This is a genomic window from Streptomyces sp. NPDC045431 (assembly GCF_040646655.1).
GTDB lineage: Bacteria > Actinomycetota > Actinomycetes > Streptomycetales > Streptomycetaceae > Streptomyces.
Genome location: NZ_JBEZAQ010000002.1, coordinates 497,545 through 523,623, shown reverse-complemented (window position 1 = coordinate 523,623; position 26,079 = coordinate 497,545). Strand labels below are relative to the sequence as shown.

Below are 26,079 nucleotides of genomic sequence, written 5' to 3'. Positions count from 1 at the left end.
CACCCCACTCGATCTGCCCTCCTCAGGAGGCAGGAGGGATACGCCATGAGTCCAGTCGTCATCGCAGTGGTGGGAGTCGTCGTACTCCTCGTACTGCTCGCCCTCGTCGTGATCACGCGGTACAAGGTCGCCGGTCCGAGCGAGGCGTTCATCATCACGGGCCGCCGGGGGAAGAAGTCCACCGACCCGGAAACGGGGCGTGTCTTCACCGACAACAGCGGCCAGAAGGTCGTCGTCGGCGGCGGTGTCTTCGTCGTGCCCTTCGTCCAGCAGAAGTTCACCCTCGACCTGTCGTCCCGGCACATTCCCGTCGCCGTGCGCGGCGCCGTCACCCTGCGCGGGGTGAAGGCCAACCTCGAAGGTGTCGCCATCGTCAAGGTCGGTGGCGGTGAGGACTCGATCCGAGCGGCCGCCCAGCGGTTCCTCATGCAGCAGGACGGCATCGTCGGCTTCACCCAGGAAGTGCTGTCGGGTGCGCTGCGCTCCATCGTGGGCCGGATGTCGGTGGAGGACATCATCCGCGACCGGGCCGCGTTCGCGGGGCAGGTCGCCGAGGAGGCCGAGGCCAGCCTGTCGGGGCAGGGCCTGGTCCTGGACGCCTTCCAGATCCAGGACATCACCACCGAGGGCTCCTACCTGGAGGACCTCGGCCGGCCCGAGGCCGCGCGAGCCAAGCAGGAGGCCGACATCGCCGAGGCGGTCGCCCGCCGGGCCTCCGAGCAGGCCCGGCTGAAGGCCGAGGAGGAGATCGCGATCGCTCAGCGGACGTTCGCGCTCAAGCAGGCCGAGATCAAGGCCGAGACCGACGAGGCGGCGGCGAAGGCGGCGGCCGCCGGGCCGCTCGCCGAGGCGGACCGGCAGCAGGAGATCCTCAGCCAGCAGGAGAAGGTCGCCGAGCGGCAGGCCGCGCTCACCGACCGCGAGCTCGACACCAAGGTCCGCAAGCCCGCCGACGCCGCCCGCTACCAGGCCGAGCAGGAGGCCGAGGCCCGTCGTATCGCCCAGGTCAAGGAGGCCGAGGCGGAAGCGCAGCGAGCCCGGCTGACCGGTGAGGGTGAGAAGGCGCACCGGGCGGCGCTCGCCGACGCCGTACGGATCGAGGGCGAGGCCGAGGCCGCCGCGATCGCCGCCAAGGGGGCGGCCGAGGCCGAGGCCATGCGCAAGAAGGCCGACGCCTTCGCACAGTACGGGGACGCGGCCGTGCTCCAGATGCTGGTCGAGGTACTGCCGCAGGTCGTCGGCAAGGCGGCCGAACCGCTGAGCGCCATCGACAAGATGACCGTCATCTCCACCGACGGAGCGGGCAAGCTGCCCCGCGCGGTCGCCGACAACGTGGCCCAGGGCCTGGAACTGCTCGGTGCCACCACAGGCGTCGATCTCCCCCAGCTCCTCAAGGGCATCACCAACCGAGGCGGCGGTACGACGCCGACCCCCGAGCAAGCCGCATCACCCAACGGAAAGATCGAGATCACCGACTAACCGCACTACGCAGTCGTGGCGACGAGGCCGCTGCTGTTAGGGCCTGTCTTTTGCCGGGCTCGCGGCGTCTGGCACCGCACCCCCAGAGCTTCGCCTGGGGGTGCCCCCACGCCGCGTTGTCGTCGGTCGCCAATGGCCCCCGTAGCCCTTCGGGCGACGGGGGAGGCTCCCTCCTCCGCCTTGCGATCCGTCCCCTCGGCCCCAAGGGGCCTGGGGAGACCCCATGCACCAGACCCCGCTCCCTGATCCGGCCTGATCCGAAAGACAGGCCCTAGCTGGCCGGCGCATGGGTGGGGATGCCGAAGTGGCCCAAAGGGCTGCGATAGGTGTCCCCACTCGCAGCTGCTTCCTCGGGATGGAAGTCGCTGGAGGACAGCGACTCGGTAGTCGTACTGGCCCGGTCGTGAAGGGCCAAACCGATGACGTGTCATCCGGCGCCACGAAGGACTTGAGATGACGCTCACCACGGCATCATGCCCGACCCCCCAACCATGATCGACCGGGCAGGCGGCCTGGGCTGCGCCGGATGTCATCAGCATGCGGGCGTCCCTCGCGGGTTCGCCACACAGGAAAGGAGCCATGGTGCGCTACCTCGCCATACCTCTTGTTCTGCTGGCGTTGCTCATCGCCGCCTCCGGTGTCGCGGCAGTGACCCACGGCTGGGTACTCCCCACGAACCGGAAAGCGGTCCACCGACCTCGCCTCTACGGCTGGGGCCAGTTGACAGTCGCGCTCGCCCTTTGCTGTCACACGCTCGTCGGGCTCGTGATCACCGAGCTCGGCACCCGGCAGTGGGGAACCCTGACGGGCAGCGCGCTTCTGCTGACCGGCCTCATGGTGATGATGGTGAGCCAGCGCCAGCTTGGTCGCCGACAGGGCAACGGCTCGCTCTCGGATTGATCGGGCGGTCAAGCTCGTAGCCGCGGGTCTGCTGCCGTCGCCCCCTTTATCGCTCCTGATCGATGCTCGGGCTCCGAGTGTCGTACCTCGCGGGCTGACTGAGGCGCGCGTGAGTCGATCAGCCCGGAGGAGGCCATTACCCGCCTGCCTTCAGAGCTCCTGGTTCGGCCAGTCCAGCAGGCGGGCGCCGATGACAGCGGTCTGGAGCGTGTAGCGGTGGACGGGGTGCGCGGCATCCGAACCGGTCAGCTTGTGGATGCGCTCCAGGCGGTACGTCATCGCCCGGACGCTCAGGGCGAGGCGCCGGGCGGCTTCGGCGGCCACGCAGCCGGTGTCGAAGTACGCGGTGAGGGTGTCGATGAGCGGCTGTGGGCCGCCGCGGGCCTGCTGGAGCGGGCCGAGGACCGTGCGTACGAGGTCGGCCATGGCCTGGCGGTCGCGGGTGAGGACGGGGTAGACGAGGAGGTCGGCGGCGTGCAGCACCGGGTCCTCCAGTTGCATGCGCTCGGCCAGGTCCAGGGCGTTGAGCGCCTCTTCGTAGGAGTGGACCACGCCGCCGACGCCCGGGTGGGCGCGCCCGATCGCGACGCGGCCGCCGCCGGTCGCGGCGTACGCCTGCTTGGCGAAGAAGGCCAGTACGTCGGCCTGGTCGCCGGGCGCGACGCAGATGAGGCGGCCGTTCTTCGTGGTCAGCAGGATCCGGCGGTTCCCGAAGCGGGCCCCGAGGAACGCCTCGATACCGCGCGTGACCGCGTAGCCGTCGTCGTACGGCTCCGGGCCCTGAGCCACGGCGACCGCGTGGGCGTGGGACAGCAACAGCCCGAACCGCTCGGCTCGTTCGGCGAGGCGGCCGAGGTCGCTGCTGCGGCCGTGGAGCAGGTCGTCGATGAACTCGCGCCGCGCCGCCTCCTCTTGGCGGATCGCGAGCCGCTGGGCCCGCTCGTGGCCTTCGGCGAAGGCGTCCACGGCCTGCTCCACCGCTGCGAGCAGGTGGTCGGCGGCCGCGCCGCGCAGCCGCGCGCGTACGTCCTGGGCGGCGGAGAGGTGGGCGCGCACCAAGAGGCGCAGGCCGACGCCCGCCTCGGCGGCCCGCTCTCCTTGCGAGCGGAGCGCTTCCAGCTCGTCGCGGTTCAGGCGTCTGCCGGTGGGGCAGGCGTCGGCAAGGATCTTGGCGTACCCGTCCATATATTCCTCGGCTGTGCCGCGCTCCGCCATGGCCCCTCCCCGTTCTTGACGCACTGGTGACGCCTCCCTGACGCCGTGGACGACAAGGGTCGCATGTGGGCACCGAGGTTCGGCTACCGGCATTAAAAGCCCATCAAGATTGCCGGTGGGCGGCAATGCGAACAAGTGTGTCGCGCCTCCATCATCGAGCCTGCCGGCCAGGCGCTCGAGAAGGATGCCGGAGACCGGAAATCACCACATCCATGCCGCGGGAGAGGGGAGAGCCATGGACGAGTTCCTGTGTGTCATCGCCATGTTCCCCAGCGCGATGTTCACGGCGTCCCTCGTGGTCGTCACCGGCTTCTGGTTGCTGGTCCCGCTGGGCATGGCCGACCGGGAAGAATTCGATACGGATGCGGATATCGACGAGTTGGGCCTCGGTGGGGTGCCCGTCTCGGTGACGGCGTCCCTGCTGATCGCTTCGTCGTGGTTCCTCTCCGTGACCGCTTCGATTCTTCTTGCCCGTACAGGGTGGCCCGAGGCTCTGGTGCACATGCTGGGCGCCTCCCTGCTGTGGGCCTCACTCTTTGGATCGTGGCGTGTGACCCGAGGTCTGGTACGCCCGCCGGCCGAGGTATGCCCCGGCAAGGCTGCGGAGGCCGCCGAGCAGACCGCGGTCCACCGTGCGGCGGAGGAACTGACGGCGGCGGAGGCCCGCCACAAGGTTGCTGACATGGACACCCGCGCCACGATGCGCCCGGCGTCCGCAGAACACCCTCCGCGCCGGACGTCGTCGTCATCACGCTGCGCGGCCAGACCGATGCGCGGAACGTCGAACGCACGATCCGCACCCTGCTGAACGCACTCGACACCTCCCCGACGGCACTGCGGATCGAGCTCTCCGGCGTCGAGCACCTGAGTGCCGACGGGGCGGGCGCGTTCCTCGCCGGCCTGAGAGCGGCCCGCTCGCGCGGCACGCACCTGACAGTGACCAACGCAGCTCCGCAAGCGGCCAAGATGCTCGCGCGAGTCGGACTGCGCGGCATCCTGAGCGCCGATGAAGGGCGCGACAGTCCAGACGCATGACCCTACGGGAGGATCTGGCCATGAGCACCGAAAACGATCACGAGCCGGTCTTCGTCCGCTCCAAGTGGGGGACCAACCGCTACGTCTACAACCCGCGCAACCCGGTCGGCGTCGCGCTCATCGTGCTCTCGCTGCTTTTCGCCGCCGGCGCGATGTACTCCCTGAGGGCCTCCTCCCAGTGGAGCGAGGACGAGCTGCGCGACGCCGTCCACCGGGCGGCCGGGACACTGGACGGATCCCCGCAGCGGAAGTACGACTGGACCGGGCACAGCGACTACAGCTCACTCATCGACGACGCGATCAGGAAGACCGGTGTGGGCCCGCGATTCGGGGCCCGGGTGTCCGAGGTGGGCGATGAAACGCACCTGTACGAGATCGGCTCGGACGACACCGAAGACGTTCACTGCATGACGATTACGGAGATACCGGGACCCAAGACCGACGCCGTCTCCTGGGAGGTCCATCTCGACGTGTCCGTGGAAGACCACGGATGCGAAGAGCCCGAGCGTTGAGGGGACTTGGCGGAACCCGCAGTGATCAGCGCCAATCCCTCGGCAACTCACCTACAACAAAGATCGGGCGTGGCCATCTCTCCGCTCATCTGTGTAGCGTGGCGAGCGCAAAGCTGTCATGTACGAGCAATGCAACGGGGGAGTCGTAGATGTCTTTCGACGAGGAGTGGGCCCAGGCGAAGGCGGCGGCTGCCATGCGCCTGAACGGGGCGCCGGGTGGGTCGGCCAAGCCGGGATCCGCGGATTATGTCGTTCACGATGACGAACTGGGTGACATCGGTCATGCGGCCCACGGGCTCTTCAACGGTTTGGAGTCGGGCGGGAAGCACGCGCGGGCGGCCAGCGAGACGGCGGGGTCGAGTCTGAAGGGTGACGGGTTCGTCACGGGTGCGGCGCTGAGCGAGGTGAACACCACCTGGGAGACCCAGGTGAAAAGCCTGCTGCAGGCGTGCGCGCACATCTCCAACCATCTGGATTACACCAAGGCGTCCCGCAAGGCGGACGACGAGTGGATCGGCGCCCAGATGCGCATCGTCGGGCCGGTGGTTCCGGGTGATGACGGTGCCGTGCCCGTCTCGCAGATCAGCAAGTACTTCCGGTAAGGGAGCGGTACGACATGCCCACGTTCGAGCAGCTCCTCAACGCGAAGCTCACGCCTCTCGACACCGCGGTCGCCCAGTGGACCGAGATGATCACCAAGCTGACACGGCTCCAGACCGATGCCAAGGCGATGAAGTCGAAGGCCGACAAGTCCACCTGGAAGGGTGAGAACGCCACCGTCACCAAGGAGTTCGTCACCAAGACGGCCAAGGAGTTCGACGACGCCGTCACCGAGGCCGAGTCCATACGCGACCTTCTGAAGGACGCTCACACGCTGTTCAAGACCGCCCAGGACGACCTCAAGGCGGTCTACGAGAATCCGCCGCCGGGTATCACGATCCACCCCGACGGGGTGATCAGTCACCGTGTCCACCCCGACCGCCGGGCGAAGGACAGCGCCGATCCCCTCGCCACCGAGGCGCAGTTCGACGCCCTGCGCCAGAAGCTGGAGGGCATCCTCAAGCGGGCCGCCGAAGCGGACGAGATGTGCGCATGGGGCCTGCGTGCCCTGATCAAGAACCACCCCAACGACTTCGGCAGCACCGACCTCGGCGGCATCGCCGACGCCAAGCGGATGCGCGCGGAGGAGCAGCAGCAGGCCGAGAACGGCCGTGAGGCCGCCAAGCTCTACGCCCGCTGGGACCACCTCGATGACGAGGAGCGCGAGCGGCTGCTGCGACTCGCCGAGGGCGGCAAGGACTCGCCCGCCTTCGCCGAGCAGCTGGTGACGAACCTCAGCTACCGCGGCCGCGACCAGCAGGAAGCGGTGCTCCTGCTCGCCGGCAGCCTGGAGGCCGGCGGCCGCGACGGCCAGGTCTCCAGTGCCGACGCCCGCCTCTACAAGGCCCTCTCCGGCTCCCTCGCCACCGCCACCGGACCCGACTCCTCGATCGGCACTCCCGGCGGCGTCACCTCGGCCTGGACCGACAAGCTCATCACCACGGCCCGCGACGGCAACGGCCTCTCCAACCGCCACCCCGGGTACATCGGGGGCGGCGCCGCGAGCCTGAAGAACCTCACGGACCTGATGGCGGCCGACGTCGGAGACAAGGCGTACGACCCGAATGACAAGAAGTCGTCCGCGTACGACAAGGACAAGGACGACCCGCGCTACAGCGAAGCCTTCCTGACCGAGGTCGGCGACACCATCCGCGAGTGGGAGACGAACAACGAGGACGCCTACGACGGCGTCATGAAGAACTGGCAGGGCACTCAAGAGGACCCCATGAAGGGTCTGATGAACGCCATGAGCCGCAACCCTTCCGCGGCCACCCACTACTTCGACCCGAACACCACGGACAACCTCGAGTACTTCCTGGAGGACCGCAAATGGCCGGGCGGTGACGTCGAGTTCGAGATGCCTGACGAGCTGCAGGGCACCTCGGCCCGTACGGAGTTCGGCGCCGCCCTGGAGGCCGCGGCCACCGGCCGGGAGCCGGGCAGCCCGCTCAATGGCGTGCCCGCCCACCACGACGGCGCGCAGACCGCGATCTTCGAGCGCGTCGTCAAGGAGTACAGCGGCGACGAGGCACAGAAGAACCAGAGCGCCGTGCCCCTGTCCATGCGCACGAGCATGGGCAACATGATCGGGGACTACGCCTCGGACGTGCACCAGATCCTCGGCAAGAACATGGACGGGCGTACCGACTTCAACAACCTCGCCATCGACCGGGGCGACCTCACCCGCGTCATCCGCGGCGTCGCTGAGGACCCCAGGGCGTTCGGTGTCATCCACCACTCGCAGAGCGTGGTCATCGCCGACGGGCTGAACCGGTTCCCGGACGACTCGTTCCGCAAGGAGGACCCTGAGCTTCGTGCCTGGGTCAAGCAGTCGGCGTCGGTGCTGGGCCACCTCGACGGCGTGCGCGGCGACGTCATCTACGACCTCGGCCAGGCGCAGAAGGACGCCAACGGCTGGAACAAGATGATGAACTACCACACCATCGGCGCGCCCCTGACGGCCATTCCCATCGTCGGCGACGCGATCCAGCGCTCGGTCGACGTCGGCACGGCCGCGTACATGAACGACCTCAACGCCAAGGTTGACGCGGAAACCCGCAACAACATGGTCAACCACTACGAAAACGGCGAGAACCAGCTGTACGCCATGATGCGCAGAATGGCGATGGAGAAGGGCCTCTCGGAGAGCGAGCTGGACCTGAGCCCGGGAGAGTACGAGGACGGCCTCCAGCCGACCGCCGAGCAGTGGTACCAGAACGGCATCAAGGACGCCGACATGAAAATGGGCGAGCGGTACTGATGAACAAGAAGTACCTGCTGCTGCCCGTGGCGGTCGTCGTCGCGGCGGCCGTCGCCACCGCGGTCAATCTCTGGCCGACGGAGCGCAAGGAGCTGCGCAAGCAGAACCTGTGCCTCGGGATGCTGACGGAGAAGACCGCGGGCCTGCTCCAGGACGGGAAGGGCGGGGCCGTCGTTGCCGACGAGTTCGCGCCGAACAGTTCAGGATCCGCGGCCAAGCGAGCGGACCCGATCTTCTCCACCATCTGCTTCGTCAATCGGAAGAATGCCGACGACAGGATGCGCGGCATGTACTCCCTGGACGTGAACGACGCCAGCACGCTGCACGATGCGCCGGAGGGCGCCACTGCCATCGGGGAGGGCCTCACGGGCTGGGTGGGCGGGCGCCAGAGTGAGGTCCAGTTGCCGGCCGGGTGCCCGAAGAAGATGGGCACTACCGCCGACGTCACCGTCGCGCTCAAGGTCTCGCCGGTCGTCATCGTCGGACGGGACTGGAACTACGCGTCGATCGCCAAGGACTCGCGCACCATCATCCTTGAGGCCGTGGACAACCTGACCAAGCAGTACGACTGCGCCTAGGAGTGTCCTCCGGCCAGTCACGGTCGCAGCAGCCGGTTTCGGGGCAAAGTGCAAGCGGCTTCAGAACCAGCGGGGCGTGGTGGTAGCCCATGCCGTACGGCGCGACACGGACGTGGCGGTGTGCCGCCTGTGCTTGCGGCTCCAGGTGCATCAACCACGCGCTGTGTTGACGCGGTCTGGCGCGATCAGGCGGAGAAGACCTCCGCTGCGGTGGGGCTCCGGGCTCCACCGCAGCGGAGGTCTTCATGTCCACCCGATGGCAGGCTGAAGGCGAGGCTGGTGTGCACGACCGCTCCAGCAGACCCGGTATGACGCCGGGCCGCGTCCGCCGGAGGTCGACTGCCGGGTCGGGGAGCGTCCGCGGTCAGGGCCTGCCGGAGCTGCCCGTGGAGCGGTGACGCGGCCGGGGTTCAGGCCATCAGGTCCCGCCGCCGCAGCCCCGTCAGCCCCGTGGCCACCAGCGCGGCCGTCAGCGCCCCGAGGATCAGCAGCGGCGGCCAGGACACCACCGCGCCGGGGAGCTTGGGGAGGTGGCCGAACGGCGAGACGTTCAGGACGGGTTGTGGCAGGTCCAGCGCCGGGCCGATCCAGCCGAGCGCCAGGCACAGCCCGGCGGCCGCCCACGCCGCCGGGGCCGCCTTCGGCAACGCGCCGTACAGCAGCACCGCCACGCCCCCGAGGGTCCACACCGCCGGGAGCTGAGCGAGCGCGGCGCCCAGCACGGACCAGGGCTCCTTCCCGTACGACAGGGTCAGCCCGGCAGCCGCCGCGACCATGAGCAGCACCGCGCCGCCGAAGGCGACGAGCAGGTGGCCCGCCGCCCAGCGCAGGCGGCTCACGGCGCACCCGAGGATCGGCTCGGCGCGGCCGGCGCTCTCCTCGCCGTGCAGGCGCAGGACCGAGCCGACGACGTACAGGGCTGCGACCATGCCGAAGAGGCCGGTCATCGCGGCGAGGAAGGCGTTCTCCAGGCCGGACTGTCCGCCCATGCGTGCGAAGATCTGCCGGGCCTGCGCGTTGTCACCGACGAGGTCGCTCGCGCCCTCCACCATGCCGCCGAAGACCAGCCCGGCAACCAGGAAACCCAGCGTCCAGCCGAGGACACCGCCCCGCTGGAGCCGCCACGCCAGCGCACCCGCGGTGGCGAGGCGGCCGGAGGCCGGCCCGGGACGGGCGGGGAGGAAGCTCATGCCGATGTCGCGGCGCCCGGCGAGCCCGTACGCCACGGCCGTCTGGGCGGCGACCGCGGCCACCATGAGCAGGAGCACCCACCAGCGCTCGGAGGCGAAGGCGCGGACGTTCCCGGACCAGCCGACGGGGGACAGCCAGGTCAGCGCGGACACGCCACCCGCGTCGCCCGCTGCCCGCAGCAGGAACGCCAGCCCCAGTACCGCTGCCGCCAGGCCCTTCGCGAGTCGCGCGCTCTCGGTGAGCTGGGCGACGATCGCGGCCGTGGTGGCGAAGACCATGCCGGTGCCGCCGACCGCGAGACCGAGCGCCACCGCCCCGGAAAGGCCCTCGCCGGAGAGCCCGGCGGCGATGAGGAGCGCGACGGCGGTGTTGGCGGCCAGCGCGGTCGACAGTGCGGCCGTCAGCGGCGCCCGGCGGCCCACCACCCCCGACGACAGCATCTCCTGACGCCCGGCCTCCTCTTCCTCCCGCGTGTGCCGTACGACGATGATCAGGCTCATCACAGCCGCCAGCGCCGCCGCGAAGACCCCGAACCGCCACGCCACCAGTGCGCCGGTCGAGTCGCCGAACACCGGCCCGTACAAGGACCGGATGGAGCTGTTCGCGTTCATCGAGGCGGCGACCTCGGCGCGTGCGGCGGGCGTGTCGTAGAGCGTCCCGATGGAGCCTGCGCCGCTTGCGACCATGCCGCCGACGACCACTACCCACAGGGGCAGCATCAGCCGGTCACGGCGCAGCGCGAGCCGGGTGAGCGAACCGGTACCGGTCAGCGCGCTCATCGCCCGGCCTCCTCGGCCACGGCGTAGTGCCGCAGGAACAGCTCCTCCAGGGTGGGCGGGGAGCTGGTCAGCGACCGCACGCCGGAGTCGGCGAGGGACGCCAGCACCGCGTTCAGGTGGTCGGTGTCCACGTGGAGGCTGACGCGGTTGCCTTGTACGTCGAGGTCATGGACGCCCGGGAGGTGCGCGAGCCCGTTGGGAGGGCCGAAGAGCTCGGCGGTGACGCTCGTGCGGGTCAGGTGGCGCAGCTCGGCGAGTGAGCCGGTCTCCACGGTCCGCCCCTTGCGGATGATGCTGACCCGGTCGCAGAGGCTCTCCACCTCGCTCAGGATGTGCGAGGAGAGCAGGATGGTCCGGCCGCGCTCGCGCTCCTCGGCGACGCACCTCTGGAAGGCCGCCTCCATGAGCGGGTCGAGGCCGCTCGTCGGCTCGTCGAGGATCAGGACGTCCACGTCGGAGGCGAAGGCCGCGACGAGGGCGACCTTCTGGCGGTTGCCCTTGGAGTACGTACGGCCCTTCTTGGTGGGGTCCAGCTCGAACCGTTCGATGAGCTTCTCGCGGCGGGCGGGATCGAGGCCACCGCGGAGCCTGCCGTACAGGTCGATGACCTCGCCGCCGGAGAGGTTGCGCCACAGCGTGACGTCGCCGGGGACGTACGCCACGCGCCGGTGCAGTTCGACGGCGTCTTGCCAGGGATCGCGGCCGAGGAGCTGGGCGGCGCCGGAATCGGCGCGCAGCAGGCCCAACAGGACACGGATGGTGGTGGACTTGCCGGCCCCGTTGGGGCCGAGGAAGCCGTGGACCTCGCCGGTGGCGACGGTCAGGTCGAGCCCGTCCAGCGCGTGCGTCCGCCCGAAGGACTTGCGCAGTCCGGAGACGGTGATGGCGTTCGTCATGCTTCAGAAACTACGCGCATTTCACAAACTTGTGAAGTTAAGGAACCGTATAAAGTCGGGAGGTGCACCGGACGACGGGAGACGATGAGCCCATGGGGAACGAGGAACAGGTGAGCCGCTTCGTGGAGCGCTTCGCGGCCGAGCTGACCGAGGCCGGGATGCAGCGCATGGCGTCCCGCGTCTTCGCCGCGCTGCTCGCCTCGGAAAGCGGTTCGCGGACCTCAGCCGAACTCTCCGAGCAACTGCGGATCAGCCCAGCCGCCGTGTCCGGCGCCATCCGCTACCTCAATCAGGTCGGCATGGTCAGCCGCGAACGGGAGCCCGGCTCGCGCCGGGACCGGTACGTCCTGCACAACGAACTCTGGTACGAGACCTTCACCCGCCGCGACCAGATCCTCACCCGCTGGGAGGCGATCTTGCGTGAGGGCGCCGAGAGCCTGGGCCGGGACTCGGCGGCAGGGGCGCGGGTGGCGGAGACGGCGGAGTTCTTCGAGTTCCTCCAGAAGGAAATGCACCAGATGCTGGACCGCTGGCGCGAACATCGCGCGACGCGTCCGCAGCCCGACTGACCGCGTCCCGGAGCACCGCGATGATGCGGCCGGGCGGCGAGCCTCTCCTCGTACGCCACCAAGGCGCGTGGTCCATCGGACCGCCGTTGTACGCGCCACCGGAGTGCCGGTGGCGTAGCGGGTCGGTAGACCACCTCGGGAGTCACCTGCGGCAGGGACGGGGTATAGGCTCCGGCACGGCCAGGTCCATGGTCACCGCCGTCCCGGTGGACGGGCGCGACGCAGATGAGGCGGCCGTTCTTCATGGTCAGCAGGATCCGGCGGTCGCCGAACCGGGCCGCGAGGAACGCCTCGATACCGCGCGTGACCGCGTAGCCGTCGTCGTACGGCTCCGGCCCCTGAGCCACGGCGACCGCGTGGGCGTGGGACAGTAACAGCCCGAACCGCTCGGCTCGTTCGGCGAGGCGGCCAAGCCCCGCGCCGCCGTGTGCGGGCGGCTACTACGCCACCAAGGGCGCGTCGGCTGCCTACTACCAGGGCTCATGGTACGGCAAAAATGTGCCAATTTGGTCGGGTCAGCACTGGATCGGACCGTAGGATCGAAGGAAAACACATGAAAAAGGCAGCATTGGGTGTAGCGGCAGCCCTACTGGTCGCAGGCGGTGCTGCGTCGGTAGCGATGGCTTCCGGCGGCACAGCCCGGCCGCCCGCCCCGCAGACGCCGGAGTGGGTAAACTCGGACGGGACCATAAATCCGGCCAAGATGCCGAAGGACTTCCCCGTAACGGGCCCTGACGGAAAGCCCCTTAAGGACGCCAACGGGAAACCCGTGAGAGTCAAGTCGGACTTAAACCTTCCGCTTGGTCTGCCGCCTGTTCCCCGGTCCAATCCCGCTGAGGAACGCTGGATCGAACAGGGACCGAACGGCGAGAGCACCGAGCACGTGCGGATCAAGCCGGGCACCCCGGCCGCCGACTGACCACCACCGGGGCCGTCACCACAAGTTGCCGGCCCCGGCCATCCGGAAGGACACGCGTGGCGATCCCGCCCCTCATTGCCGGTGTCTGGTACCTCGGGCTGTCTTACTTCCTCGTCGCACGTAACGGCACGGTTGCCCTCGGTGTACCAGTGTTCGCTGTCACCGGGGTAGTTCTGCTGATCGCGGGGATGCGCATGTCGGCAGGCCGCCCGTGGACGGTGAGCGCCGCACGGTGGGCCTCGTCAGTGGCTTGCTCTATGGCCCTAGTACCCGCGGTATTCCTGCTGGCCGTAAGCATCTATTCGGGGGACACGGTGCGCTTGGAGATGGCCGTCGCTGATGGTTTCGTCGCCCAGTCCGTGGTCGGAGCCGTCCCAGCTGTAGCTGTACTCCTGCTCACGCGTGAGCGATCCAGGCACCGCTGACTGATTCCGCGCCTCTCCGTAGCGGCCCGGCCCTGTTAGCACTCCAGTCGTAGATCGTCATGTGCCCTGGTGTCTTGGAGCTGCGGCCACCTCCCACGACAACGCCGCGTCCCAGAAAGTTTTGGCCAAGGCCGGGTTCGTCCCGGTTGGCCCTGCCACCCCGGCCGATCTCGGCGGCAAGTCAGGCACCTGGTACCAGCGCGACCTCCAGCCATAGACCTTGATCTTGCTCGTGGGTCGGCTGCGGGAAGGCTGCGGCCACCGCTGATCATCGGTGTGTGAAGACTAACGTTCTTGCGATGGCCGCAGGTCACAGCGTAGACCCTGCCCGCTGGCAGGAAGCGTTCGAGGGCCTGATGAGCCGGATAGCCGGCCGGTTCGCCCGGGTCGAACCCCGGCGTCGGGTACGGGATCTGATGCTGGGGCTGCTGTCGGACCTGCCACGCAAAAACTGCTGGAGCATCGCCGAGTGGGCCGGAGAGGACACCCCCGACGGCATGCAGCCCCTGCTCGGCCGGGCCCGATGGGATGCCGACGCCGTGCGCGATGACGTGCGCGAGTACGTCCTGGAGCACCTGCACGACGAGGGTGCAGTGCTGGTGGTCGACGAGACCGGGGACGTGAAGAAGGGCACGCACACCCGGTCGTTGACAGGCAAGAGCAGCCGGTGGGCGCCGGGCGTCAGTTGGAGGGCGGCCTCGCACACGGCGGTCCGGTGGGCGCGCCGCCACATGCTGTCGGGGCGGAGCTGGCGGTCCTTGTCCCAGACCACGGTCGGCGTCTTCCGCCGCACGGTGTACCGGGTGACCAGTTCGGCCTGGCGGTGCAGGTCGCAGGTGTGACCCTCGGCACCGCACGGGGTGGTGTTGCGCCCGTCGATCGACCAGCGCCACTCCAGGAACAGCACGTCGACGTCCGGGGTACCACTGTGGAAGGTGTAGGCGTTGCCCAGGTTGTCGCCGGCCTCGATCAGGTCGCGGTTGGCCTGCAGGAAGAAGATCTCGTGGCCGCGGCCGAGGAGGGCGTCGACCAGAGGGCGGCGATGGCTGCGGCCACCGCCCGGGGTATCGGTGACCCCGTTGCCGAGGAATCCCCAGAAGCTGTATCCGATCGTCACTTGGTGATCCACCGGCCTTCCAGCAGGCAGCAGGGCGTCCAGTCCGGAGTTGACCAGGCAGTCCAGGGCCATCTCCGGCGTCCCGCAGATCGGCTTGCCCTTGATGTTGAGCGAGGTGTTGATCAGGACCGGCACCCCGGTGCGGCGGGCAAAGGCGCTGCACGTCGTGCATGAAGGGGTTCTGCGAGCGGGTGACGGTCTGAAGGCGCGAGGTGCCGTTGGCGTGCACGATGGCCGGCACGCGCTCGCGCGCCTTGTCGGTCACGCCGGATGCCATCGACATGTACGGCGCTTCCTGACCGAGGGTGAAGAACTCTGCGGCGCGTTCGGCCGGGGCCATGGGGGCGAAGGGGCGGAACGGCTCCCGGAACTTCACGGTGGCGTTCAGCCGCTCGACGACGCCCGGCTCCAGAGGGGAGGCCAGGATCGAGCGGTTCCCCAGGGCGCGGGGGCCGGCCTCGACCCGGCCCTGGAAGAGGCCGACGATCATGCCGTGGGAGAGCTGGTCGGCGAGGAACTCGGCCGTCTCGCCGCCCAGCGTCTTCTGCTGGAGGTCGGGCCACGGGCGTGAGGCCAAGGGCCTGATACTGGTACGACGGGCCGACGTAGCAGGCCCGCGCGACACCGGACAAGGGCCGACTGCGGCTGGCGGTGTGCACGGCGATGGCGGCCCCGATGGCGGTGCCGGCGTCGCCGGGGGCGGGCGGGACGAAGACCTCGTCGAAGACGCCGTCCCCGATGATCCGGCCGATGCTCACGCAGTTCGTGGCGACTCCACCGCCGACGCACAGACGGCGCGATCCTGTGATCACCCGTGCCCGGCGGGCCAGGTGCAGCATCACCTGCTCGGTGCGCTCCTGGAGTGCGGCGGCCAGATCCCGGTGGACGTCTTGGAGCGGCTCGCTCGGGTGGCGCTCGGGGCTCGTCTCGGCGATGAAGCGGCGGGAGGCCCTCGGGTAGCCCGAGGTCAGCACGCGCGGCGGGAAGTACGAGGGGTCGACCGTGAAGCCCGTGGGCGTGATGTGCACAGCCCGGGCGAAGAGGTGCCGGAACCGCTCCGGGTCGCCGAGGGCGGTGAGCGCCATCACGGTGCCTTCCTCGTCACCGCGTCGCCACCCGAGGTGCTCGGTGATCGCACCGTACACGTAGCCCAGGGAGGCGGGGTCGTTGATCGCCTCCCTGGTGCGGGTGGATGGGTGGAGCGCGTCGAGCCCGTGGGCGATGGTGGTGGTCTGCCGCTCGCCGAGGCTGTCGACGACGAGAACGGCGGACTCGCTCCACCCGAAGGCGGCGAAGGCCGCCAGCTGGTGGGCGCGGTGGTGCGGGACGGGGGAGACACGGGCGGCAGGGAATCGCCGGCCGAGCGTGCGCGTGCGCAGCTGGGTGCGCCGCGCCACCTTGGCGAAGCCCCGCGCCCTCGGAAGAGCCCGGTCGCGCGTCGTCGCCGACAGCGCCAGGCGCAGGGCGGCCGGGGACTCAGCCAGGTAGTGGGCGGGCTGGCAACCCCTGCGAGCTCAACGCAGCCCTGCTCCCCGACCCCGCGGGCCCATTCCATGACGACCCGCCCCTCGGCATACTGTCCGCCGGGGGTGGGGCGTATGGCCGAGCAGAGTCCGTCGCGGCGCGAACTGATCCGTCGGCGGCGGAGCATCGGCTTCGTGGGGCGGCAGAGCGAGCTGAATGTGTTTAAGGAGAATCTGGCCCGTAAGCCCGGTGACCCCGACTACCAGTTCCTCTTCCATGTGCACGGCAACGCGGGTGTGGGCAAGACCTGGCTGGTGCGCCAGTGGGAGGACGCCGCGGCCGAGGCGGGCGCGGCGACCGCGTACCTCGACGACAGTGTGCACAGCCCGCTGGGCGCGATGGAGACGATCAGTGCACAGCTGGCCCGGCAGGGCCTGGGGCTGAAGCGGTTCGACAGACTGCTGGGCAGGTTCCGGCAGAACGCCCATGAGGCGCAGATCGCGCTCGCCGCCGAACAGGAGGCATCCGAGGGCGGTGCGGGCGGGGAAGCTCCGCGGGCGTCGGGGTCCAGCACGCTGCTCGCGCAGGCGGGGCTGGCCGGCCTCGGGATGATTCCGGTGGTGGGAGCGCTGGCGGGAGCGGTCGATCCGGCGCCGGTGGCACAGGCCGCCGACCGGATGAGAGCGGCGGTCGGCGCGCGGATGAGATCCCACGAGGACGTCCGGCTCGTCCTCGACCCGGTGGGGCGCCTGACCCCGGTGTTCCTGGAGGATCTGGCCGCGGCGGCTTCGGGCCAGCCGTGGATGGTCCTGATCTTCGACGTGTACGAACGCTCCGGACCGGCCCTGGACGACTGGCTGTGTGCTGTCGCGGCTGCCGAGTCGACCGTGGAGCTGCCGTTGAATGTGCAGATCGTGGTGTCCGGGCAGGGACCGCTCACGCCGTTGTGCTGGGAAGCGGCGCGCGACCTGACGGTGGAGGTGCCTCTGGACGTGTTCACCGAGGCCGAGGCGAGGACCCTGCTCGCACACCAGGGCATCTCCGACGAGCAGGTCGTGGAGGTGATCCTGCGGCTTTCGGGCAGGCTGCCGGTTCTGGTCCACATGCTGGCCCAGAGCCGCCCCCACTCGGCCGGGGACGTGGAGGACCCGTCGGGGACGGCGGTGGGACGGTTCTTGAAATGGGAGCGAGACCCCGCGCGCCGGGCGGCGGCGAGTCTGTGCGCCCTACCCCTCCAGTTCGACGAGGAGGTCTATCGCAGGACCGTGCCGGACGAGTCGGCGGCCCCGTACAGCTGGATTCGTACGCTGGCCTTCGTCAGCGATCGCAACGGCCAGTGCCGGTACCACCACGTGGTCCGCGCTTCCATGCTCCGCCTGCAGCGGGCCCAGTCACCCGCCCGCTGGCGCGCCGCGCAGGAGGCGCTCGCGGAGCTCCACCGTGAACGCCGGGAGGCACGGGAGACCCAGTCCTCCGCCGACGACCACTGGGAGGACGCGGAGTGGCGGACCCACCGCCTCAACGAGACCTACCACCGCCTGTGCGCCGATCCGCAGCGCGCGCTGCCCCGGGCGCTCCTGGAGACCGCGCAGAGCTGCGAGCTGAGAGACGGCTCGGTGCGCCGCTGGGCCCAGATGATCCTGCAGGCGGGTCAGGACACCGACGACGTTCGGCTGACGGAATGGGGCCGCCGTCTGACCGAAGCCTCCGGCGAGGCGCAGACCGTGGACGCCGTCCCCGTCCTGGACACCCTCCTCGGCCACCCCGGCCTGACGACCGGGGGTGAAGCGAGCACCCGTGCCATCCGGGGCCAGGCGCATCTGGACGCGCATCGCCCTGAACAAGCGCTCGCCGACTTCACCGCCGCGCTCACCCTGGAACCCCAGCGGAGCAGCTTCTTCATCGACCGGGGCTTCACCTACATCCGGCTCGACCGCCACGACGAGGCACTCGGAGACATGGACCGAGCCGTCCGGCTCGATCCGGACTCGTCCTGGGTGTATCTGTGCCGGGGGCACGCACGGCGGTGGGTGGGTGATTCCGAGGGCGCGGTCGAGGACTTCACCACCGTCATCGGGCTCGATCCGGAACACGACGTGGCATGGGCGATGCGGGGCAACCTCCTCCGCCTGAACGAGCGGTACGAGGAGGCGCTCGCCGATCTGGATCGCGCGCTCGCGATCGACCCCCGGTACGGATGGGCGTACTACGAGCGATCTTTGTGCCTGCGCATGCTGGACCGCTGGAACGAGACGATCCGCGACCTCCGCCGGTACGTTGAGGTGGTTCCGGACGACGTATGGGGACGCGTCGGGCTCGCTGATGCCCTGCTGTCCACCGGACGCTACGTTCAGGCGCTTGAGGAGATCGACTCCGCGCTGGCCGCCACGGGTGAGGACCGAGCCGACGACGCTGCATGGCCCCATGTCATCCGGGCCTGGGCCCTGCACAGTCTCGGGCAGGACAGCGAGGCCCTGGTAGCTCTGGAACGCGCCGAGAGCCGGGACGACCCGAGGGCGGAGATCTTCGCCCAGAGGGGATGGCTCCTGTGGGAAGCGGGCCGCCTGGACGAAGCGGAAGCGGCATTCGATCGGGCTCTGTCGGACAGCCCGAGTTACCCGTGGAGCCTGGCCGGCCGCGGAGTGGTCCAGTTGTACGGGCGGCGGTACGAGGAAGCCACCGACTCCCTGGCCAAGGCGTTCGCGATCCAGTTCGGCCTCTCCGAAAGCGACGCAGAGATCGACCTGGCCCGCCCGGTGGTCGCCCTGCTCCAGGACCATCTGCCGGCCAACCGGGAAGCCATCACGGCGGCCGTACGGCTCATAGCCCAACTGGCCTGGCAGCAGCAGTGGCCCGGCCTCACACGGCAGATCGCCTCCGTGCTCGCCCTGCGTCCCAGCCCGCGCCTGCTTCTCGGGGCAGCCAGACTCCTGCGCCAGATCGTCACGGTCCTGAACGCCCGGCCCGAGCAGGGGGATTCGCGCCGGATCGCGTGGTCGCTGCGGTTCCTCGGACCCGTCCAGCGGATCCTGGACCGATTGCCGGAGGCGGGGAGGCGGTCGCAGGGCGGGAACGGGTGAGCTGGCCTCGGCGGCATGCAGCGTCCCCCGGCCGGCCGCCGCGGGAACCCAGGAGGACGGGCCGGGGCCGCACGACTCGGTCAGGGCCCGAGGCCGCACCGGCGGCCAGAAACCCAAACTCGGCCCCCGCCAGGTCCAGCTCGCCCGGGAGATGTACGACTCCGGCGACTACACCGTCCCGCAGATCGCCGACGAATTCGGGGTACCGCTCCAAGCCTGGCCGTGTCCGCGTCCGTTCCCGTGCCCGGCCCCCGGCCGGCTCCGCGCCGGTACGTTTCCGTGCCCCCGCGCCGTGCCCTCGGTCCGCGCACCCGCCGCGTCACCCGCCCCACCAGAACCGGCCCCGAGCCCAAGCCGATTGCCGCGCGACCGCAGGCAGTCGATCATGCCGCTCAGCGCCGTCCACCCCGAGCACGGCACCCTGACCTCACCCTGGACGGCCTCGGCTGCCAGGGCCGCCTCAGCGGGAACAAATCCACCGTGCGCGGCCCAGAGCACCGCTGACCTGGCCAGAGTGCCAATGGAAGCTCTGCCCGAAGCTCTCACCGAACGGCTTTCAGTACTTCCCCCTGCTCCCGGGGCACCCGACTGCTCACTACGGGAGGAGATCGAACACCACCGGCAGCTCAAACGGGACCTCGCCGAATGCTGCCGCCGGGTCCCGGGCTGGTCCGCCGAACTCGAACAAGCCGGGACCCACCGGGCCTGGCGGGCCGACGTGCTTGCCACCTGCGTCACCGGCGGCCAGTACGCGTTCGAAGCCCCCTGCGCTGGGCGCCACGCTGCAGGTGCTGCGGGGGATGTTGCTGATCCTCTGGATCGCCCTGCTCGTCACCAGTGTCGTCAACCCGTCCGCGGTCGACGGCAATGCCGCTGTCGCGACAGCCGTGGTGGCCGCGGTGTACGCCCTGAAGTTCGGATGGCGCTGGCTGACCGCCCGGCTTGGTGTGAACAGGTGTTACCTGTGCTCGGACGGCGTGGCCGTCACCAACCTGTTCGGCCAGATCCGCGACTCCGTGGCGTGGAACGAGGTGACCGGAGTGCGGCACAGGACAGTAGCGAGTCTCGTCATGGCCTGCCACCGCATCGAAATCTTCAGAAGCCGCTCCGCCACGCCCCTTTGGTTCGTGGCGCCGGGAGCGAAGTCCGCCCTAGTGCAAGCTCTGTTCGACGAGGGCAGGCGCAGCGGCGCACTCCAGTGATCTGTGCACGGGCGTTGACGGTGACTCCTGAACTGCGGCGGCGGTAATTCGAGCGCGCCGTTCCGCTCTGCTACGAGCGTGGCGCCGGGCCATGACCTGGCTTGCCAGCTGCCGCAGACTCACCAATCCACCTGTCGATGGTCGATGGCCGATGGCAGGGATCGCTCGGGCTGCGCGCTGGTTGGCAACGTCGTCGCGTGTCCAGGCACTGTCCGGTTGATCTTGCCGACGGCGGCACGGCTGGCCGACGCCGTTGGCTGCGCTGCTTCTCCAGCTTTCGGAGATGTCTCCATTTCGCATCCAGCAAGAGCGGCCGGACGGGCCGCTGGGTCGGAGCAGGGGAGAAGTGTCATTCGGCCACCGGGTGGGCGGGTGAGCAGGTAGCGTGCCCGCTGATCGTCCTATCGTCAGGGGGACTGTGGCGGAGCAGCGGGTGCGGTTGGCCGAGGTGGAGTTGGACAACGGCCAGGTGATGCTGGTGGAGGTGGTCTCCAGTGGCGGTGGTGATGTGGCGGCGCCGGGACGCCTGCACCTGTCGCAGGTGAAGGAGACGCTCGGCGAGGTCAGCCGCTGGGCCCTGGAGAGCGTTCGGGAGGCGCTGCCTCAACCGCCCGACCGGCTGGAGGTCGAGTTCGGTCTCAAGCTCGCGGTCAAGTCCGGTCGGCTGCTCGGCGTCCTCGCGGAGGCCGGCGGCGAAGGAAGTGTCAGGGTCACGATGGGCTGGGACCGGGTGCCCGGACAGGCCCCGGACAGTAACTGATGGACCGTACGGCGCCCGGCACGGAAGTGACCGAGCTGGCTCGCCGGCACGCGGTGGCGGTGCAGCTGGGGAGCAGGTTCGCCGGGAGCGGCTTCCTGCTCACCTCCGACCTGGCGGTCAGCTGTGCGCACGTGGTCGCGGACGCCCCGCACGAGGTCGGTATTGAGATCGGCGGGCGCCGTTACGGCGCGGCTGCGGTCGAGTGTCTGCCGGCCCGGCCCGGCGGCGGCGACTACTACGCCTTCCCCGACCTCGCCCTGATCCGACTGACCGAGCCGGTACCCGGTCTGGACGGGGTGTGGCTGGCCGAGCACGCCCCGGCGCCGGGATCCATGGTGCTGGCCCTCGGGTACAGCACCTACACCACCGAGGTCGGGCCCGCGGTGGACTCCCTGCACCTGCGCGTCACCGGTCAGTCGGGTCCAATGCTGCGGGTGGCGGACGACTGGGTGGTGCCCGGGATGAGCGGTGCGCTGGTGCTCGATCCAGCCAGCGGCCGGGTGTGCGGGATGGTGAAGGCCACCCGCGACCAGGACGGCGTCCAGGGTGGCTGGATCGTGCCGTGCGAGGTGCTGGCGGAGCACACCGCCGAGCGGCTGGCCGGCGCGGCTGGACACCGGCCCGGCACCCGGTGGTTCGACCTGGCCAGCGGGCGCGCCGCGTTGAGCCGGACGCTGTTCGGCACCCAGGACCCGGTCGCCGAGCCGCCGACGCCACCGCCCGACCCGCGCCCCTCCTGGTGGCTGGACACCCGCAACCAGGTGGTGCCGTTCACCCCGCGCCCGGAGCTCGACGAACTGCTCGCTTGGTGCGGTGATCAACCGGCCCCGGCAGTGCGGCTGGTGACCGGCGGCGGCGGGGCCGGCAAGACCCGGCTGGCGATGCGGTTATGCCGGACGCTGCGTCAGCAGGGCTGGCTCGCGGGCTTCTGGCCGCAGGGGCGGGCACAGGACAGCGAAACGGTGACGCAGGCGGTGGCCGCCGGGTACCGGGTGCTGCTGGTACTCGACTACGCCGAGACCCGCGCCGGCGAACTGAGTGCCCTGCTGCAAGCGCTGGCCCGCGTGCTGTATTCGGTGCGGATCCTGCTGCTGGCCCGCTCCGCCGGACCGTGGTGGACGACCGTGACCACCGAGTTCGAGCAGGTCGCCGACCCGGATCCGATGCCGCTCTCCCCGCTCGCCGAACGGCTCGGCACCCGCCATGTGGTGGCCGAGGCGTGGTGGGCCTTCAACACCGCCGTCCTGAACCGCGCCGCGCCCGACCTGCCGCCCCGGCTGGCCGGCTTCGACAGCTCCGGCGATGCGCTGACCCTGCACGCCCTGGCCCTCGACGAGGTGCTGATCCAACGGGACGGGACCTGGTCGACGGCTCCGGATCCGCTGCGGGCCATCCTCGGTCACGAGCAGCGGTACTGGCGCAGGATGAGCTGCGAGCATGGACTGGCGCTGGCCCGGGACGACGCCCGCCTGCGCCAGACGCTGCTGGTGCCGACCTTGTTCGCCGCCGCGGACGGCGATCAGGCGGCGAGCGCGCTGCAGGCTCTGGCGGAGCTGTCGATGGCCGCGAGCTGTGAGGCTCGCCCGGCCGCGCAGCTGCTCCGCCAGCTCTACCCGCACGCTGAGCTGTACTGGTCTCCGATGCAGCCCGACCGGCTGGGCGAGGCCTTGCTCCTCGATGTGGTCGCCGAGGCCGACACCGTCGCGGCGGCCACCCGGCTGCTGGTCGCCATGCTGTCGCAGTGCGACACCGAGCAGGCCGAACGCGCCCTGGTGGTGCTGATCCGCGCCGCGCGCCCCTTCCTCGCCGCGGCGACGGAGCGGACCGAGCGACTGGCGGCCGTGTTGCCCGCCCTAGTGCAGCAGCAGCCGCGCTGGTTCGCCACCGCCGCGGTCGCGCTCCCGCTCCCCGAGGAACTGGTGGCCGCGCTGACCACCGTGGCCCGGCAGGCCGACGCCGACCTGCTCCAGGAGATTCTCACCCGGCTGCCCGACACCCACGTCCAGCTGAAGGAATTCGCGGTGCTGGCCGCTGAGGAGCTGGTGAACCGGCTGACGGCCGCGCTGCCACGCTGGGGTGCGGTCCGGTCGCAGCCGGCGGAGGTGAGCCGACTGGCCCAGGCACTGAGTGAACTGGCGTTCCGTTGGGATGCGGTCGGGGAGCTGGCGCAAGCGGCCCGAGTGACCGAGCAGGCGGTGGACCTGACGCGCAAGTTGGCCGACGCCGACCCCCGCTGCCACCAGCCGACCTATGCCGAATACCTCGACGCCCTGGCGCTGCGGCTGTACAACCTGGGTGAGCTCGAGCAGGCGCGGAGCATCGGCGAGTCGGCGGCACGCGAGTGGGAGAAGATCGCCCGCAAGGACGTCGGCTTCGCTCCCCGGCTTGTCGACGCGCTGCTGGGTGTAGGGCGGCTGTGGTCGGAGACAGGCCGCGGCGGCCGCGCCCTGTCCGCCTTCCAGCAGGCCGCCGACCTCGCCGCCGATCTGACCAACGTCGACCGGTACGCCCACGGTCGGCAACTCATACGCTGCCTGCACGCGTTCAGCGTCCAGCTGAGCCGGGAGGGAATGCACCCGGCGGCCGTGGAGCAGGCCGGGCTCTGCTTGGCCGCGACGAAATTGTTCAAGTCCGGGTCGCCGGAGGAGTGGTCGGCGCTGGCCGATTGCATGGAGAACTACTCACGCACCCTCGCGGCCGTCGGTCGGATGAACGAGGCCATCGAATGGAAGGTCGAGTGCGCGCGGGCCCGCCAGCGTGCCGTGGACGAGAGCGTCATGCCCTACTTGTCTCCCCCTCCTCCGTTCGCCGTATTCGCCCCACCGCAACTACAGGAACCCCTGGTCATCACCCTGTACGGGCTGGCCCACCTGCTGCGGCGGGCCGGGTACGGTGAGGAGGCGAAGGAGGCTAGCGCGGCGGCGAGGCGGGAACACGTTCGGTTGGCCGACACCCCCGGCCCCGAAGGCGGCAACCCCGCCTACCTGGAGCTGACCGAGGCGTGGCTTAAGCGAATCGCGGCCTCCGACGGGTTCTTCCGGGACTAGGGCCTGTCTTTCGGATCAGGCCGGATCAGGGAGCGGGGTCTGGTGCATGGGGTCTCCCCAGGCCCCTATGGGGCCGAGGGGACGGATCGCAAGGCGGAGGAGGGAGCCTCCCCCGTGCCCGCAGGGCTACGGGGGCCATTGGCGACCGACGACAACGCGGCGTGGGGGCACCCCCAGGCGAAGCTCTGGGGGAGCGGTGCCAGACCCCGCGAGCCCGGCAAGATCCGGGAGACAGGTCCTAAGGGCCCGTAAGTGCCGGTGTCCGGTCTTAGTGACGTTGCGACGATGCCCTCTGGCGCGGTCCCGAGGCGCTGGCAGCCACCGAGTACCGGCGGGCGACGGCTGCCTGGGGTCCTGTGAGCGCCGCCGCCCCTCACGAGCCCCCGTGATCGATCGGGTGAAGAACTACAGCTCGACCACCAACCACCAAGTCGACGTCGACGGAGATACCCGGCTTGTCGTCGTGGTTGGCCGGCCGCTGCCCGGCAACCGCAACGACGACAAGGTACGGGCCCTATCCGGAGCCAAGGACGCCTCGGCCGCATCACCATGATCGCGACGGCGCGGCTACCGGGGCACCGCCCTGGTCATCCCGCACCGTCGCGAGCACGGACAGAGCGAACTGGCTGCCTGGAAGGAAGAGCACGCCATGTCCCATGTGACTGCCACTTGCAGTGTGACGGCGTCCATCGCGCGATGAGCGGGATTGCCCGCCTGCACAACCTGGCGCTCGGCCGTTAGGCGAACAAAGTCGACCGCGGGACACCGCCTCGAAGATTTTTACGGGACAAGCTTTAGGCCATGCGAGAGAGGGAGCCCCGACCTGTCACAGTGTTGATCGGTCTCACCTTCCCAGTTCGCCATGATGCACAGCGGCGGCGAACGTATCACAAGGGGCCGGCCAGAGGACGAAGGTACGGAGAGGGGCGGAAGCGTCGTGCCGGGGTAGGCGGGCCGTATGGGTGAGATCCTGATCGGTACATGTTCCTGGACGGACAAGGCACTTGTGGCCAGCGGGTGGTACCCGCCGGGACGGCAGGACCCGGAGGGTCGGCTGCGGCACTACGCCGAGCGCTTCTCCGTGGTGGAGGTGGACGCCACCTACTACGCGCTGCCCAGCACGCGCAACAGCCTCCTGTGGGTCGAACGGACTCCGCCCGGCTTCCGCTTCGACGTCAAGGCGTTCTCCCTCCTCACCGGCCACCCCACCCGCGACGCCGCCCTGCCCGCCGATCTGCGCGGCCGGCCCCGTACCACCGGCGACACCGGACTTCTCGACGAGATCTGGCACCGTTTCAGCGACGCCCTCCGGCCGTTGCGGAACGCCGGCCGCCTCGGCACGCTGCTGTTCCAGTTCCCGCCCTGGTTCGCCCCCGGCGCGCGGTCCGAGGCCGCCCTCCGGCACACCCGCCTGCGCACCGGCGACTGGCCCGTGGCCGTGGAGTTCCGGCACCCCGACTGGTGGCGGGACGAGCACCGGGCCCGTACCACCGCCCTGCTCAGGGAGCTGGACGCCGCCGCTGTGGCCGTGGACACGCCACAGGGACTGCCCACCTCGATACCGCCGGTCACCCCGGTCGCCTCCCCCGACCTCGCGGTGGTGCGCTTCCACGGGCGCAGCCCCGAGTGGGGCAGGGGCAGTAAGGAGGACCGCTTCCGCCACGCGTACGCGGAGGACGAGCTGCGGGAGTGGCGGCCGCGTCTGCGTGCCCTGGCCGACCGGGTCACGCACCTGCACGTCCTGTTCAACAACTGCTGCGCCGACGCCGCCGTACGCGCCGCCGCGTCCATGCAGGGCCTCTTGAGCCCGTGCGGACATCCGTCGGACGTGTCCGGGTAGGAGAGTGGTAGACACACACTCCAGGAGGTGCCATGTCCGGACTGATGACACGCATCCAGCGGTTCGTCCGCAGCCCGCAGGGGCAGCGGGCCGTCGCCTCGGCGCGCCGCGCCGCCGCCGACCCGCGCAATCGCACCCGGGCCCAGCGGCTGCTCGCCCGGCTGCGCGGGCGCCGGTGACGGGGTAGGGGCCGAGGGCGTACCCGCGGCGG

The 26,079-nt window shown here is 70.1% G+C and carries 19 protein-coding genes and 5 pseudogenes; 18 read left to right on the top strand and 6 right to left on the bottom strand.

The window, feature by feature from the left end:
* The first annotated feature begins 45 nt into the window (after window positions 1–45).
* Together AB0A69_RS06855 and AB0A69_RS06850 are read left to right on the top strand one after the other, a co-directional pair.
* Complete coding sequence (locus AB0A69_RS06855) at window positions 46–1,479, top strand: SPFH domain-containing protein (RefSeq protein ID WP_361416104.1); 1,434 nt, start codon at window positions 46–48, stop codon at window positions 1,477–1,479.
* 579 nt (window positions 1,480–2,058) lie between these two features.
* A complete protein-coding gene (locus AB0A69_RS06850) occupies window positions 2,059–2,379 on the top strand; it encodes a hypothetical protein (RefSeq protein ID WP_361416102.1) in 321 nt (106 codons plus the stop codon).
* Window positions 2,380–2,529: 150 nt separating this feature from the next.
* Here the strand turns inward: AB0A69_RS06850 and AB0A69_RS06845 are convergent, their stop codons facing one another.
* Window positions 2,530–3,594 carry a helix-turn-helix domain-containing protein gene (locus AB0A69_RS06845; RefSeq protein WP_361416100.1) on the bottom strand — a complete coding sequence of 355 codons (1,065 nt, stop codon included), beginning with the start codon at window positions 3,592–3,594 and terminating at the stop codon, window positions 2,530–2,532.
* Window positions 3,595–3,829: 235 nt separating this feature from the next.
* Between AB0A69_RS06845 and AB0A69_RS06840 the strand changes: the two genes are divergently transcribed.
* The 6 genes from AB0A69_RS06840 to AB0A69_RS06815 all read left to right on the top strand — a co-directional run bounded on the left by AB0A69_RS06840 (window position 3,830) and on the right by AB0A69_RS06815 (window position 8,579).
* Window positions 3,830–4,402: a hypothetical protein gene (locus AB0A69_RS06840; RefSeq protein WP_361416098.1), complete on the top strand. Its 573-nt coding sequence runs from the start codon at window positions 3,830–3,832 to the stop codon at window positions 4,400–4,402.
* Window positions 4,342–4,629 (top strand): STAS domain-containing protein, encoded by a 288-nt coding sequence (locus tag AB0A69_RS06835; RefSeq protein ID WP_361416849.1) that lies wholly within the window; start codon window positions 4,342–4,344, stop codon window positions 4,627–4,629. The genes AB0A69_RS06840 and AB0A69_RS06835 overlap by 61 nt, the downstream gene beginning before the upstream one ends.
* A 20-nt stretch (window positions 4,630–4,649) precedes the next feature.
* On the top strand, window positions 4,650–5,141 hold the full coding sequence (locus tag AB0A69_RS06830; protein ID WP_361416097.1) for a hypothetical protein: 492 nt from the start codon (window positions 4,650–4,652) through the stop codon (window positions 5,139–5,141).
* A 149-nt stretch (window positions 5,142–5,290) separates the two neighbouring features.
* Window positions 5,291–5,743: a hypothetical protein gene (locus tag AB0A69_RS06825; protein ID WP_361416095.1), complete on the top strand. Its 453-nt coding sequence runs from the start codon at window positions 5,291–5,293 to the stop codon at window positions 5,741–5,743.
* A gap of 14 nt (window positions 5,744–5,757) precedes the next feature.
* Window positions 5,758–8,001 carry a DUF6571 family protein gene (locus tag AB0A69_RS06820; protein WP_361416093.1) on the top strand — a complete coding sequence of 748 codons (2,244 nt, stop codon included), beginning with the start codon at window positions 5,758–5,760 and terminating at the stop codon, window positions 7,999–8,001.
* Entirely contained in the window at window positions 8,001–8,579 is a 579-nt protein-coding gene (locus AB0A69_RS06815; protein WP_361416092.1) for a hypothetical protein, read from the top strand. Before AB0A69_RS06820 ends, AB0A69_RS06815 begins: the two co-directional genes overlap by 1 nt.
* Window positions 8,580–8,989: 410 nt before the next feature.
* Here AB0A69_RS06815 and AB0A69_RS06810 read toward each other — a convergent pair whose 3' ends face one another.
* Both AB0A69_RS06810 and AB0A69_RS06805 read right to left on the bottom strand, forming a co-directional pair.
* On the bottom strand, window positions 8,990–10,549 hold the full coding sequence (locus tag AB0A69_RS06810) for an ABC transporter permease (RefSeq protein ID WP_361416090.1): 1,560 nt from the start codon (window positions 10,547–10,549) through the stop codon (window positions 8,990–8,992).
* Window positions 10,546–11,445 (bottom strand): ABC transporter ATP-binding protein, encoded by a 900-nt coding sequence (locus tag AB0A69_RS06805; RefSeq protein WP_361416088.1) that lies wholly within the window; start codon window positions 11,443–11,445, stop codon window positions 10,546–10,548. Before AB0A69_RS06805 ends, AB0A69_RS06810 begins: the two co-directional genes overlap by 4 nt.
* A 92-nt stretch (window positions 11,446–11,537) precedes the next feature.
* Here AB0A69_RS06805 and AB0A69_RS06800 point away from each other — a divergent pair, with 92 nt between their 5' ends.
* Window positions 11,538–12,014, top strand: a complete 477-nt coding sequence (locus AB0A69_RS06800) for a MarR family transcriptional regulator (RefSeq protein WP_361416086.1) — start codon at window positions 11,538–11,540, stop codon at window positions 12,012–12,014.
* 203 nt (window positions 12,015–12,217) lie between these two features.
* Here AB0A69_RS06800 and AB0A69_RS06795 read toward each other — a convergent pair.
* Window positions 12,218–12,442 (bottom strand): annotated as a pseudogene (locus tag AB0A69_RS06795) (PucR family transcriptional regulator); the annotation flags it as partial.
* A 998-nt stretch (window positions 12,443–13,440) separates the two neighbouring features.
* Here AB0A69_RS06795 and AB0A69_RS06790 point away from each other — a divergent pair.
* Both AB0A69_RS06790 and AB0A69_RS06785 read left to right on the top strand, forming a co-directional pair.
* Window positions 13,441–13,575, top strand: a pseudogene (locus AB0A69_RS06790) (GNAT family N-acetyltransferase); the annotation flags it as partial.
* A gap of 139 nt (window positions 13,576–13,714) precedes the next feature.
* Window positions 13,715–14,200: a transposase gene (locus AB0A69_RS06785; protein ID WP_361416847.1), complete on the top strand. Its 486-nt coding sequence runs from the start codon at window positions 13,715–13,717 to the stop codon at window positions 14,198–14,200.
* Window positions 14,201–14,562: 362 nt separating this feature from the next.
* Here AB0A69_RS06785 and AB0A69_RS06780 read toward each other — a convergent pair.
* Both AB0A69_RS06780 and AB0A69_RS06775 read right to left on the bottom strand, forming a co-directional pair.
* Window positions 14,563–14,965: pseudogene (locus tag AB0A69_RS06780) on the bottom strand (carbamoyltransferase C-terminal domain-containing protein); the annotation flags it as partial.
* 184 nt (window positions 14,966–15,149) lie between these two features.
* Window positions 15,150–15,872: pseudogene (locus AB0A69_RS06775) on the bottom strand (carbamoyltransferase N-terminal domain-containing protein); the annotation flags it as partial.
* A 201-nt stretch (window positions 15,873–16,073) separates the two neighbouring features.
* Between AB0A69_RS06775 and AB0A69_RS06770 the strand changes: the two are divergent.
* From AB0A69_RS06770 to AB0A69_RS06740, 7 genes and pseudogenes are all read left to right on the top strand, one after another.
* Complete coding sequence (locus AB0A69_RS06770) at window positions 16,074–19,019, top strand: tetratricopeptide repeat protein (protein WP_361416084.1); 2,946 nt, start codon at window positions 16,074–16,076, stop codon at window positions 19,017–19,019.
* An 800-nt stretch (window positions 19,020–19,819) separates the two neighbouring features.
* The gene (locus AB0A69_RS06765; protein ID WP_361416082.1) at window positions 19,820–20,221 is read left to right on the top strand and encodes a hypothetical protein; all 402 of its coding nucleotides are present in this window, start codon (window positions 19,820–19,822) and stop codon (window positions 20,219–20,221) included.
* A 418-nt stretch (window positions 20,222–20,639) separates the two neighbouring features.
* Entirely contained in the window at window positions 20,640–20,981 is a 342-nt protein-coding gene (locus AB0A69_RS06760) for a CU044_2847 family protein (protein WP_361416080.1), read from the top strand.
* Window positions 20,981–24,028, top strand: coding sequence for a serine protease (locus AB0A69_RS06755; protein WP_361416078.1), 3,048 nt, complete (start codon window positions 20,981–20,983; stop codon window positions 24,026–24,028). The genes AB0A69_RS06760 and AB0A69_RS06755 overlap by 1 nt, the downstream gene beginning before the upstream one ends.
* A 391-nt stretch (window positions 24,029–24,419) precedes the next feature.
* Window positions 24,420–24,769, top strand: a pseudogene (locus AB0A69_RS06750) (IS5/IS1182 family transposase); the annotation flags it as partial.
* A 217-nt stretch (window positions 24,770–24,986) separates the two neighbouring features.
* Window positions 24,987–25,868, top strand: coding sequence for a DUF72 domain-containing protein (locus AB0A69_RS06745; protein WP_361416076.1), 882 nt, complete (start codon window positions 24,987–24,989; stop codon window positions 25,866–25,868).
* A 32-nt stretch (window positions 25,869–25,900) separates the two neighbouring features.
* Complete coding sequence (locus AB0A69_RS06740; protein WP_361416074.1) at window positions 25,901–26,047, top strand: hypothetical protein; 147 nt, start codon at window positions 25,901–25,903, stop codon at window positions 26,045–26,047.
* The last annotated feature ends 32 nt before the right edge of the window (window positions 26,048–26,079 follow it).